This is a genomic window from Streptomyces scopuliridis RB72 (genome assembly GCF_000718095.1).
In the GTDB taxonomy this organism is placed as follows: Bacteria; Actinomycetota; Actinomycetes; order Streptomycetales; family Streptomycetaceae; genus Streptomyces; species Streptomyces scopuliridis.
Genome location: NZ_JOEI01000019.1, coordinates 73,844 through 93,535, shown reverse-complemented (window position 1 = coordinate 93,535; position 19,692 = coordinate 73,844). Strand labels below are relative to the sequence as shown.

The 19,692-nt window shown below is 70.5% G+C and carries 15 protein-coding genes; 9 read left to right on the top strand and 6 right to left on the bottom strand.

What is annotated here, in order from left to right; all coding sequences use genetic code 11:
- Window positions 1–54: 54 nt before the first annotated feature.
- The 5 genes from aroQ (at window position 55) to IF11_RS0124515 (ending at window position 5,412) form a co-directional block, all read left to right on the top strand.
- A complete protein-coding gene (gene aroQ / locus IF11_RS0124535; RefSeq protein ID WP_078490902.1) occupies window positions 55–681 on the top strand; it encodes a gamma subclass chorismate mutase AroQ in 627 nt (208 codons plus the stop codon).
- Window positions 682–773: 92 nt separating this feature from the next.
- Window positions 774–1,016: a DUF397 domain-containing protein gene (locus IF11_RS0124530; RefSeq protein ID WP_030353883.1), complete on the top strand. Its 243-nt coding sequence runs from the start codon at window positions 774–776 to the stop codon at window positions 1,014–1,016.
- A 105-nt stretch (window positions 1,017–1,121) separates the two neighbouring features.
- On the top strand, window positions 1,122–1,622 hold the full coding sequence (locus tag IF11_RS0124525; RefSeq protein ID WP_030353882.1) for a hypothetical protein: 501 nt from the start codon (window positions 1,122–1,124) through the stop codon (window positions 1,620–1,622).
- A gap of 149 nt (window positions 1,623–1,771) precedes the next feature.
- Window positions 1,772–4,120, top strand: coding sequence for a glycoside hydrolase family 95 protein (locus tag IF11_RS0124520; protein ID WP_078490901.1), 2,349 nt, complete (start codon window positions 1,772–1,774; stop codon window positions 4,118–4,120).
- Window positions 4,121–4,305: 185 nt separating this feature from the next.
- Entirely contained in the window at window positions 4,306–5,412 is a 1,107-nt protein-coding gene (locus IF11_RS0124515) for a baeRF3 domain-containing protein (protein WP_030353880.1), read from the top strand.
- Window positions 5,413–5,543: 131 nt separating this feature from the next.
- On the opposite strand, the gene IF11_RS0124510 is transcribed toward IF11_RS0124515, so the two are convergent.
- The gene (locus IF11_RS0124510) at window positions 5,544–7,520 is read right to left on the bottom strand and encodes an N-acetylmuramoyl-L-alanine amidase (RefSeq protein WP_078490900.1); all 1,977 of its coding nucleotides are present in this window, start codon (window positions 7,518–7,520) and stop codon (window positions 5,544–5,546) included.
- 307 nt (window positions 7,521–7,827) lie between these two features.
- The gene (locus tag IF11_RS0124505) at window positions 7,828–8,958 is read right to left on the bottom strand and encodes an aminoglycoside phosphotransferase family protein (protein WP_030353878.1); all 1,131 of its coding nucleotides are present in this window, start codon (window positions 8,956–8,958) and stop codon (window positions 7,828–7,830) included.
- Window positions 8,959–9,189: 231 nt separating this feature from the next.
- On the opposite strand from IF11_RS0124505, the gene IF11_RS0124500 reads away from it, so the two are divergent.
- Entirely contained in the window at window positions 9,190–10,683 is a 1,494-nt protein-coding gene (locus IF11_RS0124500) for a DNA-binding protein NsdB (protein WP_030353877.1), read from the top strand.
- 57 nt (window positions 10,684–10,740) lie between these two features.
- Here the strand turns inward: IF11_RS0124500 and IF11_RS0124495 are convergent, their stop codons facing one another.
- From IF11_RS0124495 to IF11_RS0124480, 4 genes are all read right to left on the bottom strand, one after another.
- Window positions 10,741–12,156: a PP2C family protein-serine/threonine phosphatase gene (locus tag IF11_RS0124495; protein WP_030353876.1), complete on the bottom strand. Its 1,416-nt coding sequence runs from the start codon at window positions 12,154–12,156 to the stop codon at window positions 10,741–10,743.
- 198 nt (window positions 12,157–12,354) lie between these two features.
- Window positions 12,355–12,948 carry a TetR/AcrR family transcriptional regulator gene (locus IF11_RS0124490; RefSeq protein ID WP_030353875.1) on the bottom strand — a complete coding sequence of 198 codons (594 nt, stop codon included), beginning with the start codon at window positions 12,946–12,948 and terminating at the stop codon, window positions 12,355–12,357.
- A complete protein-coding gene (locus IF11_RS0124485; protein ID WP_030353874.1) occupies window positions 12,945–13,307 on the bottom strand; it encodes a DUF1304 domain-containing protein in 363 nt (120 codons plus the stop codon). Before IF11_RS0124485 ends, IF11_RS0124490 begins: the two co-directional genes overlap by 4 nt.
- A gap of 231 nt (window positions 13,308–13,538) precedes the next feature.
- Window positions 13,539–14,372, bottom strand: a complete 834-nt coding sequence (locus IF11_RS0124480; protein WP_030353873.1) for an endonuclease I family protein — start codon at window positions 14,370–14,372, stop codon at window positions 13,539–13,541.
- Between the two features lie 354 nt (window positions 14,373–14,726).
- Here IF11_RS0124480 and IF11_RS0124475 point away from each other — a divergent pair, with 354 nt between their 5' ends.
- Genes IF11_RS0124475 through IF11_RS0124465 form a run of 3 tightly spaced genes read left to right on the top strand, consistent with a single transcriptional unit; the run spans window position 14,727 to window position 19,668 of the window.
- Window positions 14,727–16,028 (top strand): ricin-type beta-trefoil lectin domain protein, encoded by a 1,302-nt coding sequence (locus IF11_RS0124475; protein ID WP_030353872.1) that lies wholly within the window; start codon window positions 14,727–14,729, stop codon window positions 16,026–16,028.
- Window positions 16,025–17,419 (top strand): ricin-type beta-trefoil lectin domain protein, encoded by a 1,395-nt coding sequence (locus IF11_RS0124470; RefSeq protein ID WP_030353871.1) that lies wholly within the window; start codon window positions 16,025–16,027, stop codon window positions 17,417–17,419. The genes IF11_RS0124475 and IF11_RS0124470 overlap by 4 nt, the downstream gene beginning before the upstream one ends.
- Window positions 17,420–17,436: 17 nt before the next feature.
- Window positions 17,437–19,668 (top strand): RICIN domain-containing protein, encoded by a 2,232-nt coding sequence (locus tag IF11_RS0124465; protein WP_078490899.1) that lies wholly within the window; start codon window positions 17,437–17,439, stop codon window positions 19,666–19,668.
- Window positions 19,669–19,692: the final 24 nt, after the last annotated feature.

The following is a 19,692-nucleotide window of genomic DNA, read 5'->3' as shown; positions in this document are numbered from 1 at the left end:
ACACCGGCGGCCCCGCCCCTCTACGCTCGGAAACCCCACCCCGGAGAGGCCGCTGTGCGCCCGACCCCCTCGCGTCCGACCCCGTCCGTACGGCGACTGATCGCCTCGGCCGTGACCACGGCGAGCGTCGCCACCGTCCTGCTCGCGGGAGCCGGGACCGGCACGGCCCGTGCCGTACCCGCGGCAGCTCCGGGGCCGTACGCGCGCCTCTCCCCGATCGCCGAGCTGTCCGCGCGGCGGCTGGCCACCGCCGATCTGGTCGCGGCGGCGAAGTGGGGCACCGGCAGTCCCGTGGACGATCCCGTACGTGAGCGGCAGGTCCTGGACGAGGTCGCCCGGGAGGCCGGCGAGCTCGGGGCCGAGCCCGCCGCGACGGTACGGATCTTCCGGGACCAGATCGAGGCGAACAAGGACGTCCAGCGGGCGCTGCACCGCCGCTGGGACGCACGTCCGTCCGAGGCACCGTCCGTCCGGCCCGATCTCGCCGAGGTGCGCGCGGAGATCAACCGCGTCAGTGACGCGCTCGTACGGGCGATCGCGCGCACCATTCAGGACCGCGGCGCACCGTACTGCGGCGGTGTGCTGCTGGCCTCGGCGGTCGTGACGGGCGGCGAACTGCGGCTGGACGCCCCGCATATGACGGCGCTGCACCGCTCCCTCGGCTCCGTCTGCCGGCCCTGACCCGTCCCGCCCGCGCCTCGCGCCGCGGCCTGTCCGGGACCGACGCCGGTCGATAGGGTGACCCAGGGACGACGCAGCGGGAGGAGCAGGACGTGACTGAGAGCACCACCACCCATAAGCCGCTTTCGGGCTGGGAGAAGCCGGAACTCGATCTGAGCAACGCGGACTGGCAGTCGAGCAGCCGGGGTACGGGTGACGTCCAGATCGCCTTCGTCGAAGGGTTCATCGCCATGCGCAACAGCGGCCGGCCGGAGAGCCCGTCGCTGATCTTCAGCCCGGCCGAGTGGCGGGCCTTCGTGATCAACGCGCGCGACGGGGAGTTCGACCTCACCTGAGGGGACGGGACCGACGCGGCCGGCGAAGCGGACGGGGCGCGTCCCGGCTGACAGAGCGTGGGCGGCCGGCTCCGGTGAAGTGGCGCGAACCCGTACCATGGTGGGATGTCCTTTCTCCGCCGCCGCAGCGCCGCCACACCCGCGGGCCCGGACTTCGATGTCCTGGCCATGGATCCGGGTGACTGGCCCGGCAATCTGGGGGCGGGGCTGCTGCCCGCGCCCGATGGCAGCTGCCAGGGTGTCTTCCTCCGGTACGACCTGTTCGGTGGCCGCGGCCCCGCGATGATCATCGGCAATCTGCCCGCGGGGTCGCCCGCCCGCGAGCTGGCCGACGGGCAGATTCCGTTCGAGGTGGCCCAGCTGCTGCTGGCGCTGGAGAACGAGGAGCCGGTCGAGGTGACCGGCGCCGAGGACATCCCGGTGATGCAGGGGGACAACCTCCTGATCGTGCGCCGCCTCAAGCTCTCGGAAAGCCGGATCTCCTGCGTGCAGTTCGACCGCAGTGACGATGTGCTGGTGACCATCGCCAGCTGGGACCGGCCGATCACGGACGATCTCTACGCGCTGCTGAAGCCGCTGCCCGCGGAGCTGTTCCAGCAGGGCTGAGTCAGGGGTACAGCAGCGTCGAGCCAGGAGCCGATCGATCGCTCCCGCACGGTAACGACCACGGCCGGTACCGGCCAGGTCCACACCGGCGGGAGCGAATTTGTCATGTCCCTTGCCATTTCAGTCATCGGACTTTTACCGTGCCTGCCATGACCCCTGGGATGAGCCGCAGAACCACGATCAAGTCCGCGCTCGGGGCAACGGGCGCACTGACGCTGGGCATTCCGGCGATATTCGGAGCCGCAGCCGCCGTTAACCCCTCCGATGAATTGACGCTCAGGTATCAGGCACCCGCCGCCGACTGGGAGCGCGAGTCGCTGCCCATCGGCAGTGGCGCGCTCGGGGCGAGCGTGTTCGGCACCCTCGCCACCGAGCGCCTCACCCTCAACGAGAAGACCCTGTGGACCGGCGGCCCCGGGGCCGCCGGGTACGACCACGGCAACTGGACCCAGCCCCGGCCCGGAGTGCTCGCCTCCGTACAGCGGCGCCTCGACACGGAGGGCAAGCTCACCCCGGAGGCCGTCGCCGCCGAACTCGGCCAGCCGAAGCACGGCTTCGGCGCGTACCAGGTACTGGGCGATCTCGAACTGGCCGTACCGGGCGCCCCCTCGTCCCCCGACGGCTCCTACCGCCGTACGCTCGACCTCGCGTCCGCGCTCGCCGCCGTCACGTACACCCACCAAGGCGTCGCGTACACACGGGAGTTCTTCGCCTCCTACCCCGGCAAGGTCATCGTCGGCCGGTTCTCCGCCAACCAGCCGGGGAAGATCGGCTTCACCTTGCGCTACACCTCGCCGCGCACCGATTTCACCGCGACGGCGAGCGGCGACCGGCTCACCGTCAAGGGCGCGCTCCAGGACAACGGGATGCGGTTCGAGACCCAGATCCGGGTACGGACCGATGGCGGCCGGGTCAGCGCGGGGGCGAACGGCACCCTCACCGTCACCGGTGCCAACAGCGCCTGGTTCGTCCTCGCCGCCGGTACGGACTACGCCGATACCTATCCGCGCTACCGGGGCGCCGACCCGCACGGAGCCGTCACCAGCGCCGTCGACGCGGCCGCCGCCCGCTCGTACGACGCCCTGCGCACCGACCATGTGAACGACCACGGCGCCCTCTTCGGCCGGGTCTCGCTCGACATCGGCCAGCAACTCCCCGATCTGCCCACCAACCAGCTGCTGACGCAGTACACGGGGGGCACCGGCGCCGCCGACCGGGCGCTCGAAGCGCTGTTCTTCCAGTACGGCCGCTACCTGCTCATCGCCTCCTCGCGGGCCGGCTCCCTGCCCGCGAACCTCCAGGGCGTATGGAACAACGTCACCAACCCGCCCTGGTCGGCGGACTACCACGTCAACATCAACCTCCAGATGAACTACTGGCTCGCCGAGGTCACCAACCTCGCCGAGACCACGGCGCCCTACGACCGCTATGTCGAGGCGATGCGCGCGCCAGGCCGGGTGAGCGCGCGGGAGATCTTCGGCTCGGCCGGCTGGGTCGTACAGAACGAGACCAACCCGTTCGGCTTCACCGGCGTGCACAACTGGGCCACCTCGTTCTGGTTCCCGGAGGCCGCGGCCTGGCTCACCCAGCAGCTCTACGACCACTACCGGTTCAACGGCTCCACCGACTATCTGCGCTCCACCGCCTACCCGGTGATGAAGGAGGCCGCGGAGTTCTGGCTCGCCAATCTCCGCACCGATCCGCGCGACGGGAAGCTCGTCGTCACGCCCAGCTACTCACCGGAGCACGGGGACTTCACGGTGGGCGCGGCGATGTCCCAGCAGATCGTGCACGATCTGTTCACCAGCACCCTGGAGGCCGCCAGAACCCTGGGGGACGCACCCGACTTCCGTACCCGGCTGGAGACCGCCCTCGGCAGCCTCGACCCCGGGCTCCGTATCGGCTCCTGGGGCCAGCTCCAGGAGTGGAAGACCGATGTGGACAGCCGGACCGACGACCACCGTCATGTCTCGCATCTCTTCGGGCTCCACCCGGGCCGGCAGATCGTCGCGGGCAGTACGTGGGCGGAGGCGGCCAAGGTCTCGCTGACCGCGCGCGGCGACGGCGGGACCGGCTGGAGCAAGGCATGGAAGATCAACTTCTGGGCGCGGCTGAAGGACGGCAACCACGCACACAAGATGCTCTCGGAGCAGCTCAAGAGCTCCACCCTGCCCAACCTCTGGGACACCCATCCGCCCTTCCAGATCGACGGAAACTTCGGCGCCACCTCGGGGGTCGCCGAGATGCTGGTGCAGAGCCAGCACGGCCCGATCGAGATCCTGCCCGCCCTGCCGGCCTCCTGGCCGAACGGCCGGGTGACGGGGCTGCGGGCGCGCGGCGGTGTCACGCTCGACATCAGCTGGAGCGGCGGGAGGGCGAGCCGGATCACGCTGCGCGCGAGCCGTACGACGGACCTGACCCTGCGCAGCACGCTGTTGCCGGGCGGTGAGCGGGTCTTCCGGGCGACCGCGGGACAGACCTACGAGTTCACCCCGTAGGTCCAGGTCTCAGGTCCAGGTCTCGGGCCGGGGCCCCGCCCGCCGCACGGCCGGTGGGGCCCTTGGAGCCGAGTGGACCGCCCCTCCTGCGGAACCGGGCGGAATCGCGCAAGATGGATGCACGACTGGGGGCCGGCACGCGGCTGTCCGCCCGCCGCCGGACCTTCATCGAGCGAAGGGACAGCATGGACAGCAATGGTCTGAACCCCGACGTCCTGCGCGAGCTGCGTGCGCAGCGCACCTATCCGGCCGTGTCCCTGACGATGCCCACGCACCGCCGCGGGCCCCGCCACGAGCAGGACGCGGTACGGCTGCGCAATCTGCTCGCCGAGGCGGGACGCCGGCTGGAGGCCGAACCGGATCTGGACAAGCGGTCCCGTGCCGCGGTCAGAGGACAGCTCGACAAGGCCGTCGCCGAGGTCGATCTGCGCCATCTGCTCGACGGACTGCTGCTGCTCGCCGACGCCGGGGAGTTCCGGGTCTGGTATCTGCCGCGCGAGGTGCCCGAGCGCGTCGTCCTCTCCGACACTTATCTGACCCGGAACCTCGTGGCAGCCACCGCGCAGTCACGGCCGTTCTGGGTACTGGCGATCGCCGCCGACCGCGCGACGCTCTGGAGCGGATCCGGTGAGTCCCTGCGCGAGCACCGCGAGGACGGATTTCCCATGACGCCGCCGGAGGAGACCTGGGACGTCGAACGCGAGGAACGGATCGGCGACACCCCGAGCACCTTCACCGACGAGGAGACCCGCCGCTTTCTGCGGTCCGTCGACGAGGCCATGGGCGCGGTGCTGGCCCGGCGGCCCCGGCCGCTCCATCTGGTCGGCCTCGCCCCCGCGCTCGCCCTGCTGGACGAGGCGGGCAACGCCACGCACACGGCTGTCGGACGGCTGGTCAAGGGCGGTCTGACGGAAGGTCCCGCCCCCGTCCTGCTGAAGGAACTCCAGCCCGTGGTCGAGGAGTACGCGCGCCGGGAGATGGCCGAGGTACTGACCCGGCTGGACGACGCCAAGGGCCGGCGCACCTTCGCCGCCGGACTCGACGAGGTCTGGGAGTCGGTGCGCGAGAAGCGGGCCGATCTGGTCGCGCTCGAAGAGCGCTACCGCCGTACGGTCCGCGTCAGCGACGGCCATCTGATTCCGGTCGACGAGGCCGCCGTGGGCCCCGACGTACGCGAGGACATCGTCGACGAACTCGTCGAAGCGGCCCTGGACGGCGGCGCCGAGGTGGTGTTCCTCCCGGACGACGGGCTCGCCGCCCACGACCGCATCGCCGCTGTCCTGCGCTACTGACTCCGCGCTGCCGATCCGCGCGTACCCGCACACCCCGTCCCCGCATACCGGCGTACTCGCGCAGACAAAAGCCGGGCGTCACCGGCTCCCCCGTGGCCGGTGACGCCCGGCATCCCCCTGCCGGTTCGGTATCAGCGCGCCGGACGCACCTCCACATCGGCCGCCTTCACATAGGCGACCCGGTGCCCGAACTGGATCTCGTAGTACGTGTCATTGCCCCGCACCACCCGGTGTCCGGCGGTGTCGAAGGTCGGCGCGAAGTAGTACTCGCTCGGCGCCTCGGCGCCCACCACATAGCGCTGGCCTGCGAGCAGCTTGTAGGGGAACGCCGAGACCGTCTGGACCGGCACCCCCTCCGGATAGGCCCCGGCCTCCGGATAGGCCCGTCCGTACACCGGGATCTCCGCGAGCCCGGCCTTCGGCGTCAGCACCGGCGCCTTGGCGCCCACGGCGGTCGGGCTCTTACGCGGGTTGTGGAACCACGCCTTCTGGCCGAGGTACCAGATCGCCGTCCAGTCGCCCTCGCGCCCGGCGACCGCGTACTGCTGGCCGGTCGAGGCGCGGGCGCCCAGGTCGTTGACGTCGGTCGTGGAGTCCTGGCCGCCGGGCCGCAGCCCGATGTCCTTCACGAGCGGCGCGTCCTCGGCCGGCGCGGTGTGCAGCCGTACGGCGCCCGAGCCGTGCGGGGCGCAGGCCTGGCCCGCCTTCTCGCAGCCGGTGTACGACGGCTGGTTGGCCGCGTAGTCCGGACGGATCGTGACCACGGACGCGGCCGGCCCCGCGGTCGGCTCGAACGGCTTGCCGAGGAGCTGGAAGTAGTGCGCCCAGTCCCAGTAGGGGCCCGGGTCGGTGTGCATCCCGGGGATCGTCGCGGTGGTCGTGCCGGGCACATTGTCATGGCCCAGGATGTGCTGACGGTTCAGCGGGATGTCGTACTTCTTCGCCAGATACCCGACCAGCCGCGCGGAGGTGCGGTACATCGCCTCCGTGTACCAGGCGTCCGGCGCGGCGAGGAAGCCCTCGTGCTCCAGACCCACCGACTTGGAGTTGATGTACCAGTTGCCGGCGTGCCAGCCGATATCCTTGGTCGCCACATGCTGGGCGATATGCCCGTCGGACGAGCGCAGCGTGTAGTTCCACGACACATATTTCGGGTCCTGGATCAGCCTGAGAGTGGTGTCCCAGGAGCCCTCGGTGTCATGGATGATGATGTAGTCGACCGACTGGGACTTCGGCCGGTCGGCCTTGTCGTGGTTGCCGTAGTCGTCCTCGCCGAACTCCGCGTACGGCGCCGGGATCCACTCGCAGGCGACCGAGCTGGGACACTCGGCCTGCCCCGTGTCGGCCGTGCGCAGACCGAGCCGCGCGGTCTGCGCGGTGTCGGGTGAGACCTGGGGAGCCGCGCGCAGCGCCACCCGCTGGCCGCTGTCCGTCGTACGGCGCTCGCCGTTCCTGATCACGTCGTACACATCATCGGCGTACGTCGCGGCGGTAGCGGAGTCGTCCGCTCCGGAGAACCGGGCCACCGCTCCGTACCAGTCGGCCGGATCGCCGCTCAGCGGCTGTCCCAGCTCCCGCTGGGCCGCGGCCAGCAGCGCCGCGCCACCCCGGACATTGGCGGCGGGGCTCCGCCGCAGCTCCTTGGCGGGCAGCCCGGTCAGCTCGGCGGCGCGGTCCAGGGTGCGCAGCCGGGCGGGCAGTTCGGCGGCTTTGGGCAGCGCCGCCTCGGTGACGGTCTTCACCGCGCGCGACGTGTCCCCGCGCGGGTCCTCCGTACCCTCGGAGTGGTGCGGCGCGTCGGCGAGCGCGGTCCTGGCGTCGGTCAGATGCATCGGGCCGTAGCCGCCGGTGACGCTCGGGGCGCCGCTGTGCGTGTCCCAGCGGGACTGGAGATACGAGACGCCGAGCAGCACGCTCTGCGGCACCTGATACCGCGCGGCCGCGGCGGCGAACTCACGCTGCAACGCGCCGGATCCCGGCTGTTCCGCGGTGGCGGACGGAGCTGCGGAGACGAGGGGCAGCAGCAGCGCGGCGGACGCGACGACACCTCCCGCTCGCAGCGCGCGACCACGCGGGAATCTCGGTCGTGGGGGGACGGAACCTTGCAATGCAGCCTCCAGTGACGGGTGGTGCGCGAAGGGCCTGCCGGGCCGACTGGACCTACAGGGGTATCGGCTTCCGGACGATCCGTCAATCATCGGGCACGGAGGGGATTTCGCACGTCAGCGCGGGTATGACGGAGTTTCGCGGCGGTGGCGTCCGGGCCTGCGGCGCGTCAGTGGAATGGACCAATGATCAGACATCCCACCGCCGGGAGCGGCCCTTGCACGGCCGGGAGTCCCCCGGACGCGCCGCGCGCCCCGTGTGTCTGCACGGGGCGCGCGGGGCTGTTCGTTCTCGCTCGGTACGGCCGGATCAGCGGGTCCCGACCGCCGCGCGTACGGCCCGCCGGGCCATCGCGCAGTCGTCGTGCAGCCGCCTCAGCAGCAGCCGCTGCTCCTCGGCCGGCGTCAGACCGTTCTGCTGGGCGGACGCCGACGGGTGGGCGGCCGGGCCCGTACCGGATGACGGCGCCTCACGCAGCGCGCGCTGCACCGCCGTCTCGTACATCCGGATCTCCCGGGTCAGTACGAGCATCAGATTGACCAGGAACGCGTCCCGCGCCACCGGCCCACCGGCCTGCGCGAGCTGACTGATCCGGCGGCGCGCCAGCGGGGCGTCCCCGAGCACCGCCCACAGCGTCGCCAGATCGTAGCCCGGCAGATACCAGCCCGCGTGCTCCCAGTCGACGAGCACCGGACCCGCCGGGGACAGCAGGATGTTGGAGAGCAGGGCGTCACCGTGACAGAACTCCATGCCCTGTCTGGCACCGGCCAGACCGTGCAGCAGCTTCTGCAGATCGCCCAGGTCCCGGTCGGTGAACAGCCCCAGCTCGTGGTAACGGGCGATCCGCGACGCGTAGTCGAGCGGCTTGTCGAACAGACCGGCCGGGGGCCGCCAGGTGTTCAGCCTGGCGATCGCGCCCAGCGCGGCCCGCAGATCGGCGCGGGGCGGCGCCTCCACCGGATGGCGGGTCAGCGCGGCGGCTCGCCCCGGCATCCGCTCGATCACCAGCGCGCAGTTCTCGGGGTCCGCGGCGATCAGCCGGGGGACCCGTACCGGCGGCCGGTGCCGGACGAAGGAGCGATAAGCAGCTATTTCGTGCCTGAACCGTTCGGTCCAGACCGGGGAGTGGTCCAGCAGGCACTTGGCGACCGCGTTGGCGCGCCCGGTGGTTCCGACGAGCAGAACGGAGCGCCCGCTGCGCCGGAGCACCTGTACGGGGTTGAACTCCGGGCAGACCCGGTGCACCGCCGTGATCGCCATGCGCAGCTGGGCGCCCTGGGGGCCGGACACGTCGATTCTCCCGCTGAGCGGTTGGGTGACCGTCCCCGCCCTGAGCCGCGGCCGCCCCGCATGCGTGGGGTCCAGATACGGCCCGCTGCCGGGAGTGACCGTACGCTGCGACCGGGGCGGGGCGGACACGGAGGACGATGCTGTGTACATGGGCGATACAGATCCCTTCGTGTGCCGACGAATTACTCGCGCCTCCCGCCCGGCAGCCATGGGGCACCCTGGGGAGTACGTCCGGCTGCCGGGCCGGGATGGCGCGTTCCTACCTGACACCGTCGACCCCCTGGCACACGAGCTGGCGAAGCCTGGCGAACCGTGGCGAATAGTCGCCACGCATCTGACAGGCGGTTACTGTCAACTCAGCCGAGAACCTGGGGGCTTGACGTGAGCGGAGAACCCAACACCCGTCTGTCGGATCTGTTCGGCCTGGCCGGCTGGTCCAAGGGCGAACTCGCACGGCTGGTGAACCGGCAGGCGGCGGCCATGGGCCACCCCCAGCTGGCCACCGACACCTCGCGGGTGAGGCGTTGGATCGACATGGGGGAGACCCCTCGCGATCCCGTGCCGAGAGTGCTGGTAGCCCTGTTCACCGAGCGGCTCGGTCGTGTCGTGACCATCGAGGACCTCGGGTTCGTACGGAGCGGGCGCGCGGGGAAACGACGGGACGCCGGGAACGCGGACAACCCCGACGCCCTCCCCTGGGCGCCCGACCGGACGGCCGCGGTCCTCACCGAATTCACGGGAATGGACCTCATGCTCAACCGTCGCGGCTTGGTGGGCGCGGGTGCCGCGCTCACCGCAGGCTCAGCACTCACCAGCGCCATGCATGACTGGCTGCACTCCGACCCCGCACTCTCGTCCGACGCTCCCCGGATCGACGATCCCCTGAACGCCGAACCCGCCGGGTTCGACCGTTACGAGGCCGCCCCCATCGGGTCGCAGGAGATCGAGGCCCTGGAGCGCTCCGTCGAGGTCTTCCGCGCCTGGGACGCCGCCCGGGGCGGCGGACTCCAGCGCAAGGCCGTGGTGGGCCAGCTCAACGAGGTGGGCGGCATGCTCGCCTACCGTCACCCCGACCATCTCCAGCGGCGCCTCTGGGGCGTCGCCGCCAATCTCTCCGTACTCGCCGGCTGGATGTCCCACGACATCGGTCTCGAACCCACGGCCCAGAAGTACTTCGTCATCGCCACCCACGCGGCGCGCGAGGGCGGCGACCGGCCCCGCGCGGGCGAGGCCCTGTCCCGGGCCGCTCGTCAGATGGTCCACCTCGGCAGGCCCGACGAGGCACTCGATCTGATGAAGCTCGCGGATTCGGGCTCGGGCGAGGAGGCCCTGCCCCGCACGCGCGCCATGCTGCGCACCATCGAGGCATGGGCGCACGCGTCCATGGGCCACGGCCAGGCCATGCGCCGCACCCTGGGCGAGGCGGAGGAACTCTTCGCCGCGGACAAGCGGAACGTCCCGTCGCCCTGCTGGATGCAGATGTTCGACGAGGCCGACCTCCACGGCATGGAGGCCCTGGCCTTCCGTACCCTCGCCGACCATGAGCCCACGGCGGCGATCACCGCGCAGCAGCACGCCAAGCGGGCGCTGGAGCTGCGCGGCAACGGCCGGCAGCGGTCCAAGATCTTCGACTACATCTCGCTGGCGTCCGCCTGCTTCATCGCGGACGATCCCGAACAGGCCGACCGCTACGCGCGGCTGGCGCTGGTGTCGATGGGGGAGACCTCCTCGCACCGCACCTGGGACCGGCTGCGGGAGATGTACCGGCTCACCGGCCAGTACGCGGGGTACGAGAAGATCGACGACCTGCGCGAGGAGCTGAAGCTGGCCATGCCGAAGGGGCCGGCGAAGCGGACGGGGAAGGCGGATGTGTAGAGAACCACTTCCGGGAGACCGTGGAGACCCCCTTCCGGGAGCCCCCGGAGTTCCCTGTCAGCCGGGGATCCTGACGACCATCAGACAGGCGGCGTCCGCGCGTTCGGCCCCGTCGGACTTCTCGACGATCAGCTGAGCACACTCCCGCGCGGAGCGGAGCCCGGCCGTCCGGGGCGCCAGCTCGATGAGGCGCTCCCGCGTCAGTCCGTCGGTGTGCAGTACCAGCAGATCCCCGGGCCGGAGCTGGACTTCGGCCTGCTCGTACGCGGCCGCCGAGGTCGCCCCGAGCAGTACGCCGTCCGGCGGCGTCAGCGCGTGCCCCGCCCCGTCGCGGAACAGCAGCGGGGCGGGGTGGCCCGCCTGCGCCCACGAGAGGATCCGGGACTCCGGGTCGTAGCGGGAGCAGAGCGCGCTGCCCAGCGCGGGCTGTTCCGAGGTCTCCAGCAGCTGGTTGAGATGGCCGAGCAGGGCCCCGGGCGCGATGCCCGCCACGGCCATGCCGCGCACCGCCCCCAGCAGCATCGCCATCGAGGAGGCCCCGGCCACACCACGGCCGGACAGCTCGCCGATCGTCAACAGCGAGTCCCCGCAAGGAAGTTCCAGCGCGTCGAACCAGTGACCACCGGTCGCCGGGTGCGCCGCGTCGGGGAGCCGGCGGGCGGCCAGGTCCAGCGCGTCGGGCCCGCCCCTCGGCAGATACGAGGAGCCGTGCCACGCGGGGAGCACGGCCTCGTGCAACTCGGCCACCAGCCGGTGTTCGGTCTGCGCGCGATGGTGTTCGCGCCGGAGGGAGTCACGGGAGTCGCGTACGGTCTGCTCGCCGTGGCGCAGCGCGCTGATGTCGCGCAGCACCGCCCACATGGAGGCGGTGCAGCCGTCGGTGTCGAGGATGGGCTCGCCCATCATGTGCAGCGTACGGACCCGGCTGTCGGCCCTGACGATCCGGAACTCGCCGTCGATGGGCTTTCCGTCGATCAGGCAGTCCGTCACCATCGCGGTGAGCAGCGCCTGGTCGTCGGGGAACACCAGGGAGGGCAGTTCGTCGAGTGTCAGCGGCCCGCTCTCCGGCTCGCGCCCGAGGATCTGGAACAGTTCGTCCGACCAACTGACCTCGTCTGTCAGGAGGTTCCACTCCCCGCTGCCCACGCGGCCGAGCCGCGGCCCGGACAAGTCCTGGCCGGGGTCCTGGCCCGGGGCGGTGTCCCGCGTCGGGCGGTCACGCGTCTCGCCCGCATCCGGCCTGCCCGCCTTGAGCTGGTCCAAGTGGGAGCCCAGTTGGTCCAGTTGGCGTACCGCCAGGTCGCAGAGCGCGCGCTGCCAGCGCCAGAGCGTGTTGTCGTCGTCGGCCTCGGTGTCCCGGCGTACGGCGTCCACGTCACCGCGCAGCCGGCGGGTCCGGGTGATGAGCGCGTCCATCGTCTCCGGCTCGGCGGGCTGCGGAACGGGGTGGTCCGCGAACAGAGGGGACGGCATCTCGTACTCCGATACGGGGCGGCACGGCCTGTCGGTGGGGGGACCGCTACGACTGTCGCACAGGCGCCCCGGGCCCGTAAGGCGTTTGGCAACACTCGGGTCGATGGTGCCTTTGGCATATGCCGCAGGCCGTGTGTCTCGCATTCATGCATCCCTGGGCGGACCGGGCTTTCGCCGTACGCCCCCGAGGACGGCGCCTCAGGTGACCGGCATACGGTGGAGCGCCACCAGCAGCCGCCAGATCCGGGCCGCGATGCCCTCCGGAGTGTCCTCGATCAGCCCGTGCAGCCAGTCCGCCAGCACCCCGGCGAAGGCGGCCGCCACCGCCGACGCGATCAGCTCGGGCGCGGGCGCCCCCGCCAGGGTCCGCTCGACGCGGCTGCGCTCCCGCAGTTCACGGTGGAGCAACTCGCCGAGCGGGCCGCCCCCTCCCGGGCGCAGCAGCGTCCGGTAGAGCGCGGCATGCGGGGCGAGACCGGTGAAGAACGAGGTCAGCGCGGGCGGCGGGACACGCGGATCGGGGACGCCGCGCCAGGCGTGCAACGCGTCCACCGCCTCCCGTACCACCTCGGCGCAGGCATCGACCGCCAGCGCCTGAAGGTCGGGGTAGTGCAGATAGAACGTGGCCCTGCCCATCCCGGCCCGGCGCACCAGAGCGGCGACCCCGACCTCCTCGAACGGGCGCTCCGCGCAGGCGTCGAGCAGGGCCTGCCGGAGCCTGGCCCGGGTCCTGGCCGTACGGGGATCGCCCGCCGGCCCGCTCGCGTGCGGTCCTTCCGGTACGCCGGTCATCCCGCCGCCAGCACGGCGGCCAGGGTGACCGCGCCCGGCAGCGCTTGGACGAACAGGATGCGCCTGTTCGCGGTGGCCCCGCCGTACACACCGGCCACGACCACGCAGATCAGGAAGAAGATCTGTACGCGGTAGCCCGTCGGGTCCGCGGCGATCAGCCCCCATATCAGCCCGGCGGCCAGGAAGCCGTTGTAGAGCCCCTGGTTGGCGGCGAGGGGCGCGGTCGCGCGGGCCATGTCGGCGTCGAATCCGGACAGTTCACGGCCCGGCTTCCGCTCCCACAGGAACATCTCCAGCACCATCACATAGACGTGGAACGCGGCCACCAGGCCGACCAGGACATTCGCGGCGGTCTGCATGATCGGGATCTCCTGTGGATCGGGCGCTGCTGGACAGGTGTCCATGAAGCATAGACAGCTGTCCAGGAAGCAGCTCGCCCGGGGCAAGCCGAAGCCCCCGGGCGAAGCGTGTCCCGGGGGCTCGGCCAGCATTCCCCGCTGGGGGCGCTTGGAGTTAACGCGGCACAGTCTGGCACCGCGGGCGATCAGGCGCGGGCAGGCCGCGCCGTGATCACCGGACGGCCTTCACGATCACCAGATGGCCTCCACCCATTCCGGGTGGTCGATGAACGGGTTGCGGTTGTGCTGGAACTGGTCGTAGATGACCTGGTTGCGGCGCTGCTCGAAGGCGTCCGGCGGGTCCTCGTCGTTCCACTGCTTGAGTACGGACAGCTTCCCCATCGCGGGGCTCGATCCGTTGTTGACCCGCTCGTTGGGTTCGAGGTCGGGCCAGGAGTCGTCGCCCTCGTACCGTACGGCCATGTACAGGATCATCCGGGCGACATCGCCCTTCACCGCGTCGCGCGGCTCGAAGGAGTCGGAGTCCGTGTAGTTGCCGGGCGCGCCGGAGACCGCGCTGCCGCCGTTGTCGAAGTCCTTGTTCCCGCGAATGGAGTTGACGCTGACGTCCTCCGGGCGCAGATGGTGGACATCGGTGCCGGGGCCGGTCGCCTCGCCGAAGTCGCCGTGGGACTTGGCCCAGACGTGCTCGCGGTTCCACTGGCCCGAGTTGCCGCCGTTGTTCGACTTGGAGATGGACCGGCCGGTGTACAGCTCGATCACGTTCGACGAGTTCGCGGGATCCTGGTCCGTGGCCTTGAGCGCCGTCCAGACCTGGGCATAGGTGATCTTCGTCTGGTTCTTGATGATCGAGTGCAGCGACGACTTGAGCGCGGTGCCGGTCTTGCCGATGGCGCCCTGGTAGTACGTGTCGTCGAGCGCGGCGGTGGCCGTGGTGGACGCGGTGACCGACGCGGTCTCCTGGGAGGCGACGGCGGGTGCGGCTGCCGCGGTGGTGGCGAGCACCGCGGTGGCGGCGCAGAGAGCCAACAGCGTGCGTCGGGCGGGACGTTGACGACGGGACATGGGGGATCTGTCCTCTCCGGCGGGACCACCGCGACGCACGGCCACAGGGTGGGGGCGGCGCGGCGCATGGTCGTGAAGTAACGGTTCAGCGGGAGCCTTCCACAGGGCATGTGTTCGTGTGTGAACGGCCGGTGTCAGTCATGTGCAGGTCAAGTTCAGCGGCCCGTTCGGTGTCGTGTCGCCCGGTTGCGGGGGGTCTGCGTTCATATGGATGCGCCGCGGACACGAATCTGGTCAACTTTGGTCCATACCAGCTTCTTGACGACCCCTCGTGCCCTCCCTTAAATCAAGTATTGAAATAAGCGTCCGAGGTGGCTCTCCCCGAAGCTCCCCGGCCGTTGCGGTGTCATGTGCATGCCCCCCACTCGAAGTGATGTGATGACTGTGCGAATCCCTATGGGACGCCGGATGGCGCTCTACGCGCTCGCTCTTCTCTGCTGTTCCAGCCTGGCGGCGGCGGTCCCCGCCGTCGCGGCCCCCGTCCCCGAGCCGACGCCCGCCGCGGTCGGGGCGGCGGCGGTCACGTTCTCCGACGACTTCAACGGCGCCGCCGGCTCGGCCGTCGACGGCGGCAAGTGGCAGATCGAGACCGGCGACAACGTCAACAACCACGAGCGGCAGTACTACACCGCCGGCAACAACAACGCCGCCCTCGACGGCCAGGGCAACCTGGTCATCACCGCGCGCAAGGACAACCCCGGCAACTACCAGTGCTGGTACGGCCGGTGCGAGTACACCTCGGCCCGGCTCAACACGTCCGGGAAGTTCACCTCGACCTACGGACGGGTCGAGGCCCGGATGAAGGTCCCGCGCGGCCAGGGCATGTGGCCCGCGTTCTGGATGCTCGGGAACGACATCGGCAACGTCGGCTGGCCCAACAGCGGTGAGATCGACATCATGGAGAACGTCGGCTTCGAGCCCGGCACGGTCCATGGCACCCTGCACGGTCCCGGCTACTCCGGCTCGGGCGGCATCGGCGCCGGCTACACCCTGCCGAACGGCCAGGCCTTCGCCGACGCCTTCCACACCTTCGCCATCGACTGGTCGCCCAACGCCATCACCTGGAGCGTCGACGGCAACGTCTACCAGACGCGCACCCCGGCCGATCTCGGCGGCCGTACCTGGGTGTTCAACAAGCCCTTCTTCATCATCCTGAACCTCGCGGTCGGCGGCTACTGGCCCGGCGACCCCAACAGCAGCACACCGTTCCCGTCCCAGCTCGTCGTCGACTACGTGCGCGTCAGCACGAACGACGGCGGTTCCGGCGGCACCGCGGGCACGATCACCGGACTCGGCGGCAAGTGCGTGGACGTGGCGGGAGCCAACCCCGCCAACGGCACGCCCGTACAGCTCTACGACTGCAACGGCTCGGCCGCCCAGCAGTGGACCGTCGCCTCCGACGGCTCGCTGCGCGCGCTCGGCAAGTGCCTGGACGTGAAGGACAACAGCACGGCGGACGGGGCGCAGCTCCAGCTGTGGGACTGCAACGGCGGCGGCAATCAGCGCTGGGCCGTCCCGGACGCCAGAGACATCGTGAACATCCAGGCCGACAAGTGCATGGACGCGACCGGCAACAGCTCCGCCAACGGCACCCGGCTGCAGATCTGGACCTGCACGGGCGCCGCGAACCAGAAGTGGACGGTGAACCGCGGATGACGACGGTACGCACCCTCCGCAAGCCCCTCAGATCCCTCGCCCCGCTGGCCGCGCTGCCTCTCGTGATCGGCGCGTCGCTCCTCACCGCCCCCACCCCTGCCACCGCGGCGGCCGCCGCCGTCGGCACGATCACGGGTCTGGGCGGCAAGTGCGTGGACGTGGCGTCCGGCAGCTCCGCCAACGGCGCGGCCGTACAGCTCTACGACTGCAACGGCTCGGCCGCCCAGCAGTGGGACGTCTCCTCCGACGGCTCGATCCGGGCCCTCGGCAAGTGCCTCGACGTCAAGGACAACAGCACCACGAACGGCGCGCAGCTCCAGCTGTGGGACTGCACGGGAGGCGCCAACCAGAAGTGGACCGTCTCGGCGGCCCGCGACATCGTCAACACCCAGGCCGACAAGTGCATGGACGCGACCGGCAACAGCTCCGCCAACGGCACCCGGCTGCAGATCTGGACCTGCACCGGAGCCGCCAACCAGAAGTGGACCGCGCCCTCGGGCGGCGGCAACCCCCCTCCCAGCGGCCCCATGGCGGTCGCGCCGTACCTCTACAACGGCTGGGGCAGCCCGCCGAACCCGACCACCGTCATGAACGCGACCGGCGTGAAGTGGTTCACCCTGGCGTTCGTGCTCAGCAACGGCTACTGCAACCCCCAGTGGGACGGCGGACGGCCGCTGACCGGCGGAGTGGACCAGCAGACCATCAATACCGTGCGCGGCGCGGGCGGCGATGTCATCCCGTCCTTCGGCGGCTGGAGCGGCAACAAGCTGGAGAGCTCCTGCTCCAGCGCGGGTGAGCTGGCCGCGGCCTACCAGAAGGTCATCAACGCGTACGGCCTCAAGGCGATCGACATCGACATCGAGGCGGCCGCGTACGACAGCCCCACCGTCCAGCAGCGCACCGTCGACGCGCTCAAGACCATCAAGGCCAACAACCCCGGCATCAAGGTCTATGTCACCTTCGGCACCGGGCAGAACGGTCCTGACACCAGTCTGATCAACCGCGCGGCCGCCGCCGGACTCACCGTCGACAGCTGGACGATCATGCCGTTCAACTTCGGCGGCGCCGGCCAGAACATGGGCACGCTCACCACCCGCGCCGCCGAGGGCCTCAAGAACGCGGTCAAGAACGCGTACGGGTACAGCGACGACCAGACGTACCGCAGCATCGGCATCTCGTCGATGAACGGCATCACCGACAACAACGAGACGGTGACCGTCGCGGACTTCCGCACCATCCTCGCCTACGCGCAGCAGCACCATCTGGCCCGGCTGACCTTCTGGTCCGTCAACCGCGACCGGCCCTGCACCGGCGGCGGAGCCGACACCTGCTCCGGCGTGAGCCAGCAGGCGTGGGACTTCACCCGCGTCTTCGCCCAGTACGCCGGCTGACCGGGCGAGGAGCCTCCATGAACCGACACCCGTACGGCGGCGGGCAGCCCCGCCGCCGGCTCTTCCCGCTCACCCTGCTGCTGACCGTGGTGGCCCTCTGCGCCTCCCTGATCGGTCTGCCCCAGCAGGAGGCCGCCGCGGGCACCACCGCGGCGGCGGCCCTGCCCACCGGCTGGACCACCATCAGCAACAAGGGCAACGGCAAATGCGTGGACGCCCGCGCCGCGGCGACCGGCAACGGCACCGCCGTGCAGCAGTACGCCTGCAACGGCAGCCTCGCGCAGAACTGGTCCCTCACGGAGACCGGCGCCGGCTATGTCAGGGCGGGCAACCGCAACGCCGACAGCCAGGTCTGGGACGTCACCGACGTCTCGGCCGCCGACGCCGCCACGATCCAGCTCTGGACGTACGGCGGAGGCAACAACCAGCAGTGGCTGCCGGTGGCGGAGGCCGACGGCGCCTACCACTTCGTCAACCGCAACAGCGGCAAGTGCCTCGACGTACCGAGCGCCTCGACCGCCGACAGCGTCCAGCTCCAGCAGTACACCTGCAACGGCTCCGCGGCCCAGTCCTTCCGGGTCCAGGCCGCCGATCCGCCGGCGCCCCCCGGCACCCCGGATCTCGGGCCGAACGTCGTCGTCTTCGATCCGTCGATGTCGGCCTCCTCGATCCAGAACCGGGTGAACGCGACCTTCCAGCAGCAGGAGACCAATCAGTTCGGGGCCCAGCGCGCGGCCTTCCTGTTCAAGCCGGGCACATACGACGCCGATGTGAACGTCGGCTTCTACACGCAGGTGGCCGGCCTCGGGCTCTCGCCGGACGACGTCAATATCCGGGGCGCCGTCCATGTCGAGGCCGACTGGTTCCCGCCGCAGAACGCCACCCAGAACTTCTGGCGCAGCGCCGAGAACCTGTCCGTCACCCCCACCACCGGCACCGACCGCTGGGCCGTCTCGCAGGCCGCCCCGTACCGCCGGATGCATGTCCGCGGCAACCTGGCGCTGGACGACGGCGGCTGGGCCAGCGGCGGATTCATGGCCGACTCGAAGGTGGACGGCCAGGTCAGGTCCGGCTCGCAGCAGCAGTGGCTGTCCCGCAACACCGAATGGGGCAGCTGGACCGGGTCCAACTGGAACATGGTATTCGTCGGCGCCCAGAACGCGCCCGCGAACAGCTTCCCCAACCCGCCCTACACCACGGTCGACCAGACCCCGCAGGTGCGGGAGAAGCCGTTCCTGTACGTCGACGCGGCCGGCGCCTACAAGGTGTTCGTGCCCGCGCTGCGCGCCAACTCGAAGGGAACGACCTGGTCGGGCGGTGCTCCGGCGGGTACGTCGCTCCCGCTGGACCAGTTCTACATCGCCAAGCCCGGCGCGACGGCCGCGGACATGAACGCCGCGCTGGCGGCGGGCAAGAACCTGCTCGTCACCCCCGGCGTCTACCACCTCAACCAGACGCTGAGGATCACCCGTCCCGACACCGTCGTCCTCGGGCTCGGCCTCGCCACCCTCATCCCGGACAACGGCATCACCGCGGTGTCGGTGGCCGATGTGGACGGCGTCAAGGTGGCGGGTCTGCTCATCGACGCGGGCACGGTCAACTCCCAGCGGCTGATGGAGGTGGGCGCCGACGGCTCGAACGCGAGTCACGCCGCCAACCCCACCTCGCTGCACGATGTGTTCTTCCGCATCGGCGGCGCGGGCGTCGGCAAGGCGACCACCAGTCTGGTCGTCAACAGCCGTGATGTGATCGGCGACCATATGTGGATCTGGCGCGCGGATCACGGCAGCGGGGTCGGCTGGAACACCAACACGGCGGACACCGGTCTGATCGTGAACGGCGCCGATGTCACGATGTACGGCCTGTTCGTCGAGCACTACCAGAAGCATCAGACGATCTGGAACGGCAACGGCGGCAGAACGTACTTCTACCAGAACGAGATGCCGTACGACCCGCCCAGCCAGGCGGCCTGGATGAACGGCGCGACCCAGGGCTACGCCGCCTACAAGGTGGCCGACTCGGTGACCAGCCATCAGGCGTACGGGCTCGGCAGCTACTGCTTCTTCAACGTCAACAACAGCGTGACCGCGGAGCACGCGTTCGAGGTGCCCAACAACGCCAATGTCCGCTTCCGCAACATGGTGACTGTGTCGCTCGGCGGTACGGGCACCATCCGGCATGTCATCAACGACCGGGGAGGCCCGTCGAACTCGTCCACCAATGTGGCCAATCTCGTCAGCTATCCCTAGGCACCGGCCTGCGGACGGACCGAT